Annotated in this window: 11 protein-coding genes and 2 pseudogenes; 8 read left to right on the top strand and 5 right to left on the bottom strand. The window is 71.4% G+C overall.

The genetic code is table 11. From position 1 onward, the window contains the following. From MFF58_RS30640 to MFF58_RS30630, 3 genes and pseudogenes are all read right to left on the bottom strand, one after another. Positions 1 to 171, bottom strand: a pseudogene (locus tag MFF58_RS30640) (polysaccharide biosynthesis/export family protein); the annotation flags it as partial. A gap of 333 nt (positions 172 to 504) precedes the next feature. Then, positions 505 to 729, bottom strand: coding sequence for a Flp family type IVb pilin (locus tag MFF58_RS30635; RefSeq protein ID WP_238293960.1), 225 nt, complete (start codon positions 727 to 729; stop codon positions 505 to 507). A gap of 189 nt (positions 730 to 918) precedes the next feature. After that, positions 919 to 1,194, bottom strand: a complete 276-nt coding sequence (locus MFF58_RS30630; RefSeq protein ID WP_238293957.1) for a DUF3072 domain-containing protein — start codon at positions 1,192 to 1,194, stop codon at positions 919 to 921. A gap of 175 nt (positions 1,195 to 1,369) precedes the next feature. Here MFF58_RS30630 and MFF58_RS30625 point away from each other — a divergent pair, with 175 nt between their 5' ends. The 7 genes from MFF58_RS30625 to MFF58_RS30595 all read left to right on the top strand — a co-directional run bounded on the left by MFF58_RS30625 (position 1,370) and on the right by MFF58_RS30595 (position 7,095). Then, positions 1,370 to 1,936, top strand: a complete 567-nt coding sequence (locus tag MFF58_RS30625; RefSeq protein WP_238293955.1) for a gluconokinase — start codon at positions 1,370 to 1,372, stop codon at positions 1,934 to 1,936. 3 nt (positions 1,937 to 1,939) lie between these two features. Next, positions 1,940 to 2,761 carry a Cof-type HAD-IIB family hydrolase gene (locus tag MFF58_RS30620; RefSeq protein WP_238293953.1) on the top strand — a complete coding sequence of 274 codons (822 nt, stop codon included), beginning with the start codon at positions 1,940 to 1,942 and terminating at the stop codon, positions 2,759 to 2,761. Positions 2,762 to 2,975: 214 nt separating this feature from the next. Continuing rightward, positions 2,976 to 3,980, top strand: a complete 1,005-nt coding sequence (locus MFF58_RS30615; protein ID WP_238293943.1) for a transglycosylase SLT domain-containing protein — start codon at positions 2,976 to 2,978, stop codon at positions 3,978 to 3,980. 316 nt (positions 3,981 to 4,296) lie between these two features. After that, positions 4,297 to 5,181, top strand: coding sequence for a helix-turn-helix transcriptional regulator (locus MFF58_RS30610; RefSeq protein WP_238293941.1), 885 nt, complete (start codon positions 4,297 to 4,299; stop codon positions 5,179 to 5,181). 226 nt (positions 5,182 to 5,407) lie between these two features. Further along, positions 5,408 to 6,259: a serine O-acetyltransferase gene (cysE, locus tag MFF58_RS30605; RefSeq protein ID WP_238293939.1), complete on the top strand. Its 852-nt coding sequence runs from the start codon at positions 5,408 to 5,410 to the stop codon at positions 6,257 to 6,259. 147 nt (positions 6,260 to 6,406) lie between these two features. Continuing rightward, positions 6,407 to 6,622: a DUF3126 family protein gene (locus MFF58_RS30600; protein ID WP_007565940.1), complete on the top strand. Its 216-nt coding sequence runs from the start codon at positions 6,407 to 6,409 to the stop codon at positions 6,620 to 6,622. Positions 6,623 to 6,765: 143 nt separating this feature from the next. After that, complete coding sequence (locus MFF58_RS30595) at positions 6,766 to 7,095, top strand: DUF6949 family protein (protein ID WP_238293937.1); 330 nt, start codon at positions 6,766 to 6,768, stop codon at positions 7,093 to 7,095. Between the two features lie 279 nt (positions 7,096 to 7,374). Here MFF58_RS30595 and MFF58_RS30590 read toward each other — a convergent pair whose 3' ends face one another. Beyond that, the gene (locus MFF58_RS30590) at positions 7,375 to 8,082 is read right to left on the bottom strand and encodes a transglutaminase-like cysteine peptidase (protein ID WP_238293935.1); all 708 of its coding nucleotides are present in this window, start codon (positions 8,080 to 8,082) and stop codon (positions 7,375 to 7,377) included. 121 nt (positions 8,083 to 8,203) lie between these two features. Here MFF58_RS30590 and MFF58_RS30585 point away from each other — a divergent pair, with 121 nt between their 5' ends. After that, positions 8,204 to 8,659, top strand: coding sequence for a hypothetical protein (locus MFF58_RS30585; RefSeq protein ID WP_238293933.1), 456 nt, complete (start codon positions 8,204 to 8,206; stop codon positions 8,657 to 8,659). A gap of 6 nt (positions 8,660 to 8,665) precedes the next feature. Here the strand turns inward: MFF58_RS30585 and MFF58_RS30580 are convergent. Then, positions 8,666 to 8,775, bottom strand: a pseudogene (locus tag MFF58_RS30580) (transglutaminase-like cysteine peptidase); the annotation flags it as partial.

Below are 8,775 nucleotides of genomic sequence, written 5' to 3'. Positions count from 1 at the left end.
CACGTCGATGATCTCGTAGCGGGCCAGCAGGCCCCCGTCGGCGGTCGCGACCTCCGCGCCCGCCTGGATCGCGCTCGCCGTCGGACCCGCCGCCGGCAGGTACGTGCAGCCCGACATCGCCGAAACGGCGAGCAGCACGAGGGGAAGTTTGTGCATCCAGATGTTGCCCATCGGTAGTGCCGAGCCCGTGCCTAGCCCATGGTGACCCGGGTGTCCGTGGCGGGTGAGCCACACTCCGTCGGCGACGGCCGAGACCCGAGTTTCATCCTCGCTAAGCACAGCTTTTTCGGGGCAGACGGGTGAAGATTGTTTCGGCTTCGCGGGCGGGAGCCGGAAAGGCCGGACGCCCCGGAGCGCTGTCGGTGCCGTCGTCCCGTGAGGAGGTCGCGGTCACGCCCGGCGGCGCCTGCGGGATCGCCGGCGTGCCGGGCCGTCCGGGCCCGACGCGGCAGCGCCGGCCGCCGAGGCCCTGCGGCAGCCCGGCGGCGGGCTCTGGAAGCCCGCTCAGTTGTTCTGGCTCACCGCCGTGCTGATCTGGTCATAGACCCCGTTTACCCGCGAGGCATAGGTGCGGAGGCTGCCGACCACCGCCAGGAAGATCAGGCCGGCGATCAGGGCATACTCGATCGCCGTGGCGCCGTGCGCATCGCGGCGGAACCGGCTTAGCAGGGGACCGAGGCCGGCCGCGAAGCCCGACAGGATCCGGACGTGAGCGGCAACCCGCGCCATCCTTTCGCAGTCCGGCACACGCATCGTCGCAACCGCCCCCTCGTCATGCTCCGCCGCCCGGTCGGCACCGCATTCCGCGCCTCCTTCTAGCGCATCTGCCATTGCCGCGGGCTTAATGCGGTCTGCGAAACTCGGCTTTCGCGTCCGTCCCGGCCGAATATGGGCCCGGGACGGACGCGTTCGCGCGGATCAGGCGCGGCCGGCCTTGTGGCGCAGGTCGTCGATCCGCTGCGAGGCCTCGGCCTTGCCGAGGTCGGCGTCGAAGGCCTCCGGCTCCTTGGCCTCCTCCGACAGCGTCTTCAGGTAGGAGGCCTGGGCACCCGTCATCGGCTCGCCGCCGGTGGTCCACTCGCTCGGATCCTTGATCTGATTCGAGACGTCCTTCGGATCGGTCTTGGGATTGTCCTGGGCCGCATCCTGGGTGGACGCGCCCTTGGACTCGGTCTTCGAGGCTGTCTTGGCCATGAGGTTCTTGTTCCTGAAATGTTCTGTCGTCCCTCGGGCAACGCGGGGGTTCGCAGGCGGTTCCGGCCCATCTGCGGAGAGTCCGGCTTCCCGCCGCGGCCTTCCCTTCCGCGTGGCCCGGCCTATTGAAGGGTGACCGGCGTCCCGAGGACGCCTTCGGTTCCGCGAGGTCCGGATGACGTCCCAGACGGGGGTGACCGATGCGGCCGCCGCGGCCGCGCAGGTGCTCGTGGTGATGGGCGTCTCGGGCTCCGGCAAGAGCACCGTCGCGGCGCTGATCGCCGAGCGGCTCGGCTGGATCTTCGTCGACGGCGACAGCTTCCACACCCCGGAGCACGTGGCCAAGATGCACGCGGGCCACGCCCTCGACGACGAGGATCGCGCGCCCTGGCTGGCCCGGATCGCCACATGGATCCGGCATCGGCTGGAGGCCGGCGAGTCGGGCGTGGTCGTGTGCTCGGGCCTGCGCCGTGCCTACCGGGACGTCCTCACCGGCGGGAGCCCCCGGGTGCGCCTGGTCTATCTGGAGGGCGACAAGGCCCTGGTCGCCGGGCGGCTGGCCGCGCGCCGGGGCCACTTCATGTCCCCCCGGCTCCTCGACAGCCAGTTCGCCACGCTGGAGGTCCCCGGGCCCGACGAGCGCCCGATCACCGTCGGGATCGACGAAGAGCCCGAGTCGATCGTCGACCGGGTCGTGGCGCGGCTCGCGGCGGAGACGCGCGGGCGACCGGGAGCGGAGTGAGGCATGGCAGCGGAATCCGGCAAGGCCGCGGGGATCGCCCTGGTGATCTCGGACGTCGACGGCACCCTGGTGACCGGCGACAAGCGCCTCACGGGCGAGACCGTCGCTTCCGTGGGACGCCTGCGGGCGGCCGGGATCGGCTTCAGCATCGCCTCGGCGCGCCCGCCGATCGGCCTGCGGCACCTCGTGGCCGAACTCGGCCTCGACCTGCCGATGGGGGCGTTCAACGGCGCCAGTGTGGTGCGGCCCGACCTCTCGCCCCTCTCCGAGCGGACGATTCCCGAGGCCGCGGCCCGGGCGGCCCTCGATCGCCTTCTGGCGGAGGGGCTCGACGTCTGGGTCTTCGCCCAGGGCGCGTGGTGCCTGCTTGACCCGCAGGGGCCCTACACCGACCTCGAGCGCCGCACGATCGGCGCGGAGCCGCGGGTCGTGGCGGATCTCGGCACGCTCATGGGTGCCGCCGCCAAGATCGTCGGCGTGAGCCGGGACCACGCCCACCTCGCGGACTGCGAGACCCGGATCGCGGCGGCGCTGGCGGAGAGGGCGACGGTGCACCGTTCGCAGACATACTACCTCGACGTCACCCCGCCCCATCTCGACAAGGGCCAGTTCGTCACTTGGATGAGCGGGCATCTCGACATTCCGCCCGAACGGATCGCGACCTTCGGCGATGCCGGCAACGACCAGCCGATGTTCGCCCGCAGCGGCTTCTCGGTGGCGATGGGCAATGCCGAGGACGCCGTGAAGGCGTCGGCCAGCGCCGTGACGGACAGCAACGACGCGGACGGCTTCGCCCACGCGGTCGATCGCTTCATCCTCCCCTGACGGTCCGCCCGATGCGGGTCGCCTCCGCAGGCCGCCCTGTGGACAACCCCACCGCGTCATGTAGCCGGCCGCCCCTGTGGCCGCCGAAGCACAGGGGACCCGGACCCCGACCCGCCACACCGGTCGCCCACAGCTTGCCGGAGCGGGGCCGCTTTCCGGCCTCATTTGCCCGCGACCTAGCTTGACCACAGAACAAGCAGCACCGGGTCTCGGAATGCATCGCCTTCTCCTGGCCGCCGTCCTCGCGGTTGTGCCCGCCGCCGCCTTCGGGCAGGCCGCGCGCGACAACATCGACGCGCTGATCGAGCAGCAGGCCAAGGCGAACGGCGTCCCGGCGAGCTTCGTCCACGCGGTGGTCAAGCGCGAAAGCAACTACAATCCGAACGCCAAGGGCGGCAGCGCCCTGGGCCTGATGCAGATCAAGCACGCGACCGCCCGGAGCCTCGGCTACACGGGCGACGCCGCAGGCCTCTACGATCCGGCGACCAACCTGCGCTACGGGGTCGCCTATCTCGCCGGCGCCTACCGCACGGCCCAGGGCAACCTCACCCAGGCCTACAGCTACTACAACCGCGGCTACTACTACGCCGCCAAGCGCCAGGGCATCTCCACGGAGGTCGCCGCCGTGGTGGCGCCGGTGGCGGCCTCGGCCAGCGCCCTCGCGAGCCTGTTCGGCGGCGGCGCGGCGGATGCCAGGAACCCAGCCGCGGCGGCGCTGGCCTACGCCCCCGCCGCCTCGGTGGCGGAGGTGCCGACCGAGACCGTCGAGGTGCCTCTGCCGCCCCGCCGCCCGGCCGCGCTGGCCGGCGGAACGATCCAGCTCGCGAGCCTCTCGCTCGAGCCGGCCGCGCCGAATCCGGCGGCCTCCGCTCCGGTTGCAACGGAGCCGGCGGCTCAGGCCGTGGAAGTGCCGCTGCCGCCGCGCCGGCCCGCCGTCCTCGGGACCGCCGTGGCGGCCGGATCTCCGGTCGCATCCCAAGTCGCGTTCCAGGCCACAGCGCCGGCCGCGCTGGCCGAGTTGCGCCTGTCACCCCAGGCCGAGTCCGCCGTCCCGGCGAGCCCGACGCCGCAATCGGGCGCCTCGGCGCCGATCGCCGACGCGGTCGACGTCCCGCTGCCGCCACGGCGCCCGACGGTCCAGACGCTCGCCGCGGCGTCGCCCCGGCGCGCACCGGTCGGGGCGGCCGTGCGCGAGGCGGCGGCCCTGCCGGTGGAATAGCCGGCCCGGGCTCGGGGCGCGCCGCTTTCCCGCGCTGCTGCCCACATTAGGATCATGCCTGCGGCTTGACCATCGCGGTGTTCCGCAACACATAAGCGCCACGCCAGCATCAGGGTTGGACCGGCCCGGCATCGCTCGGGCCCGGTCACAGCGGCCGGACGGCGGCGGCGCAACACAGAACCCCGGGCAGGAAACGCCGGTCGCCGCGCGGATGTTCGGGCAGTCGCCCGGGATCGCGATGCATGATTGATCTCGAAGCGTCAGACATGCAGGGCACGACCTCTGCTTTCGAGCTGGCAGGAAAGCGGACGGCGCCATGACCGGCGTGGTGGAACAGGAATCTCTCTTTCTCACGGACCTCGGGCGCCGTGTCCGGCACGCGCGCACCGTGCGCGGCCTGTCGCGCAAGGTCCTGTCGCAGACGTCGGGTCTCTCCGAGCGCTACATCGCGCAGCTCGAGGGCGGCCAGGGCAATGTCTCGATCATCCTGCTGCGGCGGGTGGCCAACGCCATGGGCGTGCGGCTGGACGACCTGATCACCGGCAACGACGCGCTGCCGGACTGGCCGGTGGTGCGCGATCTCCTCAGCCAGGCGAGCCCGGCGCAGATCGCAGCCGCCAAGGAGGCGCTCTCCGGCGGCAGCCGGCCCGAATCCACCGGCCGCCTGCGGGTCGCGCTGATCGGATTGCGGGGCGCCGGCAAGTCGACGCTGGGCAAGCTCGCGGCCGAGCGCCTGGGCTGGACCTTCGTGGAGCTGAACGCCGAGATCGAACGCGAGAACGCCCTCTCGGTGCAGGAGATCTTCGCGATCTACGGCCAGGAGGGTTACCGGCGCCTTGAGCAGCAGGCGCTGCGCCGCCTCACCGAACATCCCGGGCCACTGATCCTGGCGACCAGCGGCGGCATCGTCGCCGAGCCGCTGACCTACGATCTGCTTCTCCAGGCGTTTTACACGATCTGGTTGCGGGCGCGGCCGGAGGAGCACATGAGCCGCGTGCGTGAGCAGGGCCATCTCGCCACCACGGGCGACCATGCCTCGGCGATGCAGGAGCTGCGCGCGGTCCTGGCGAGCCGCGAGCCGCTCTACGCCCGGGCGCCCGCCACCGTCGACACCTCCAACATCCCGGTCCCGACGATGCTCGACCGCCTGACCGCGACGATCGAGGCCCGCTTCGGGATGGCCGTACCGGCGGCGGGGTAATCCGCCACGCTCCGGTTCGGTGACAGCCATGTCTCCGGCGCAGCGCCGGAACCGCGCGGGCCCTTGATCGACGCGCTGCAGCACACCACGCTAGGCGGGACCGTTATTCCTCCTTCTTCCCGGCGCCGGAAACCCGCGGCTTCCTGCGCCCCACTTGGGGAGAAGATCCGTCCCCCCGCCGGAGCTGCGGACAGCCAGCCGGAGCCTCGGACATGAGCGTCCGTCCATGAGCGCCAGCCCAGCCTTCCATCACGAGGCCCACGACCTCGCGGTCGTCGATCCGGTCTGGTCGCGGCTGCGTGCCGAGGCCGAGGACGTGCTGCGCTCCGAGCCGCAGCTCGCCTCCTTCATCGTGGCGACGATCCTGAACCATGCGAGCCTGGAGGCGGCCGTCGCCCACCGGGTCGCGGCGCGGCTCGGGCATCCGGCCCTGCCGGCCGACCTCGTCGCCCACGCCTTCCACGAGGCGATCGCCGCGGACCCGGCCATCGGACAAGCGTTCCGGGCCGATATCGGCGCGGTGATCGACCGCGACCCCGCGACCCTCAGGGCCCTCGAGCCGGTCCTCTACTTCAAGGGCTTCCATGCCCTCCAGGCCTATCGCCTGGCTCACCACGTCTGGAACCGCGGACGGCGCGACCTCGCCCTCTATCTTCAGAGCCGCATCTCCGAAGTGTTCCAGTGCGACATCCATCCGGCGGCACGGATCGGGCGCGGGGTGTTCCTCGACCACGCCACCGGCTTGGTGGTCGGCTCGACCGCGGTGATCGAGGACGACGTGTCGATCCTCCACGCCGTCACCCTCGGCGGCACCGGCAAGCAGCGCGGCGACCGCCATCCGAAGATCCGCCACGGCGTGATGATCGGGGCCGGCGCCAAGATCCTCGGCAACATCGAGGTCGGGGCCTGCGCCCGGGTCGCGGCGGGCTCGGTGGTGCTCCGGCCGGTGCCGCCCAACACCACGGTGGTCGGCGTGCCGGCCCGCGTGGTCGGCACCGCGGGCTGCGACGATCCGGCCCGCGCGATGGACCAGCTCGTCGCGGTCGACCCGTTTATCCACCTCGGCGACGGCATCTGATCGGGCGACGGGTTCTGGACGGTCGCGCTTGCCGCCCCGCGGCAGGCATGGCAAGCCCACCGCCCACAAGCCAACCGCTCACAGGCCCACCGCCCACAGGCCTACGGCCCATCCGCGGCGCCCGCGCCGCCAGGGAGACGAGACAGCGTGACCAAAGCCGAGACCGCGAAGCTTCAGGACTACCTGCGTCGCAAGTTCGCGAACAACAACATCCGCCTGACCGCGATGAAGACCGGCGATTCCGCCGAGGTGTTCATCGGCGAGGAATCGATCGGTGTTATCGCCGACGACAAGGAGGACGGCGACGATTCCTTCGTCTTCCGGATGGCGATCCTCGACATCGACCTCGAGGAAGAGGCCTGAGGCGCGAAGCCCGGCGGGACCGGCTCCGGAGCGGGTTCGACGGGCCCGCGCCTGTGCACGGGTTAAGGCTAACCGGCGGTATTGCTTAACAACCGGTAAATGACCCGGCTAAACTGCGCGCTACCTGTCCAGGAGCGCGAATAATGGTCGTGTCGCCAACCGCCCTCGAATCGATACGGACCTTGTGCATCGGCCTCGCGCTCTCCGGGCTGATCGCCAGCGCCTTCGAGCTGTTCGCGGCGCGGCGGGCGAGCTTCAGCCTGCTGGAGCGCGGCGGCCTGCCGGCCGTGGCCGCCCTGCCGATGCTGGCCTTCTCGGCGCCCTTCATCATCCTGCGCAACACCGTGCGTGGCCGGCGGATCGAGGGGCGGCCGATACCGTTCGTCATGCTGGCGACCCTGATCGCCTGCGGCTGGGGCCTGCTGTCGGGCCGCGTCGCCCTCGACCTCGCGGCGATGCTGGTCGGCGCCTGAGGGCGACGCCGCGCGACATCAGGACGATGGCGCGCTCCTGAAGGAGCGACCACACCATCCCCGCCCTCACGGTGAGGGGCCCGAGCGCAGCGCGGGCCTCGACGGAGCCCTCCGGAGGGCCGCGCGATCCCCAGGAGCCCACCCACCGGGGCCTGTCGATCACGGCAGCTCAGGATGAGGGGCAGGCTGTGAGGGATGGGTAGGACGACCCCGTGCGCGAGCCCGCTTGGTGGCGTCGCGCGGCACCGCCTAGCAGACCGGTTTCCCGGCCGACGGAGGTCACGGCTCGGCCGTCGCCACCTGGGCGGCGCCGTCCTTGCCCTCCAGGGAAACCCAGGCCGGCCCGTCCTGGCCGGCGCGCTTGATGAAGCTGTAGCCGGTGCGCCGCCAGGGCCGGATCGCGTCGGTCTTGTTGTCGAGGACGAAGTCGCCCCGATCGGTGCGGACCGTCAGCACCGCGTGTCCCTCGTTGGTCTCGTCGATCACCACGGTCATCAGCAGGGTTCGCCGCGGCAGGCCGCGCTCCACCAGCATCCGCCGTTTCAGCAGCTGGTAATCCTCGCAATCGCCGAAACCGTCATCCGGGAAGTCCCAGCGGTCGACGACACCCCAGTGCGCCTGGTCGGTGAGGGGCCGGATTCGGGCATTCACCCGGCGGTTGACGCTCGTCAACGTCCGCCAGACCGCCACGGTGAGCGGGATCGCGGGCGGCTCGGCGGTATCGACGGTGCATTCCCGCGGCGCCCGCGTGCAGAACTCCGTCCAGCCCGCGATGGCGCGCACGGCGCCGGTCGGCTCGGTGACGGAGGTCTCGTTGGGCAGGATCAGGCGGGCATGGGCGTGGGTGGTGGCGCCGCTCAGCGTCAGGATCGTGCCGACCAGGGCGAAGCTGATGGCCTGGCGCGCCCGGCGCGCGGGCCCGGCCCAGCCTCGCCACTGAATGGGGCCGAACGTCTCAAATGTGAGTCCGCCATCCGCGTGCCGCATGGTCCAAGCCCCCGCCGCCCGATGATGACGGGAGGGTGACACGGCTTTTCGCGACGCACAACGGGTCTGGAGGGGCGATAGAACGCCCGACCCCGTGGATCGGTTCCGTTTTAGACCAGTGTTGCGTCCGCAGAACTCGTGGCGCCCGTATGCACCAGCGGAATGGCCGGTCTGCACCCCCGCGGAAAGCCTTGATTCGCGGCGGCTTTGCCGGCTTCTCAGCAGCGCGCCCGCGCAGGACTTCCTCCGGTCGCCCTCGATTCGCAAAATCCCGGCCGTTCATCCGAGGATGGGGCCGCACCGTGAGAAGGTCGCCGTAATGCAGCCCGCCATCCAGCAGGTGATCAGAGCGCTCGCCGAGGATGGCCGGGCCGGTGCCATCGGCATCGCGGAGCACGCGGTGGATTCCTATCTCGCCGGAGCGCCGAGCGACGGCGATCGCGTGCTGTCCCGCGATATCCTCGTCCGCGATCTCGCCAGCCTGCGGGGTATCGCGCCTCATCTGGCCGGCTTCATCGGCCGCGTCGAGACCTACGTCGCGAGCCTCACTCACTCGTCGCTAAGCCGCGCCGCCTGATCGCGCTCAGCGGTTTGCGGTGGTGACGGGCGAGGTGACGCCGCCCAGCGACACCCAGGCGACGGCGTCCTGGCTCTCGCGCTTGATGAACACGTAGCCGGTCCTGTGCCAGGGCA

This window comes from Methylobacterium longum (assembly GCF_022179385.1).
In the GTDB taxonomy this organism is placed as follows: domain Bacteria; phylum Pseudomonadota; class Alphaproteobacteria; order Rhizobiales; family Beijerinckiaceae; genus Methylobacterium; species Methylobacterium longum.
This window is presented reverse-complemented; position numbering and strand designations above follow the sequence as displayed.

Excerpts from the sequence above, each read along its gene's own strand:
- MFF58_RS30590 (WP_238293935.1), bottom strand. The coding sequence starts at position 8,082 with ATGCGGCACGCGGATGGCGGACTCACATTTGAGACGTTCGGCCCCATT.
- MFF58_RS30630 (WP_238293957.1), bottom strand. The coding sequence starts at position 1,194 with ATGGCCAAGACAGCCTCGAAGACCGAGTCCAAGGGCGCGTCCACCCAG.
- MFF58_RS30620 (WP_238293953.1), top strand. The coding sequence starts at position 1,940 with ATGGCAGCGGAATCCGGCAAGGCCGCGGGGATCGCCCTGGTGATCTCG.
- MFF58_RS30635 (WP_238293960.1), bottom strand. The coding sequence starts at position 729 with ATGGCGCGGGTTGCCGCTCACGTCCGGATCCTGTCGGGCTTCGCGGCC.
- cysE (WP_238293939.1), top strand. The coding sequence starts at position 5,408 with ATGAGCGCCAGCCCAGCCTTCCATCACGAGGCCCACGACCTCGCGGTC.
- MFF58_RS30610 (WP_238293941.1), top strand. The coding sequence starts at position 4,297 with ATGACCGGCGTGGTGGAACAGGAATCTCTCTTTCTCACGGACCTCGGG.
- MFF58_RS30595 (WP_238293937.1), top strand. The coding sequence starts at position 6,766 with ATGGTCGTGTCGCCAACCGCCCTCGAATCGATACGGACCTTGTGCATC.
- MFF58_RS30625 (WP_238293955.1), top strand. The coding sequence starts at position 1,370 with ATGACGTCCCAGACGGGGGTGACCGATGCGGCCGCCGCGGCCGCGCAG.
- MFF58_RS30615 (WP_238293943.1), top strand. The coding sequence starts at position 2,976 with ATGCATCGCCTTCTCCTGGCCGCCGTCCTCGCGGTTGTGCCCGCCGCC.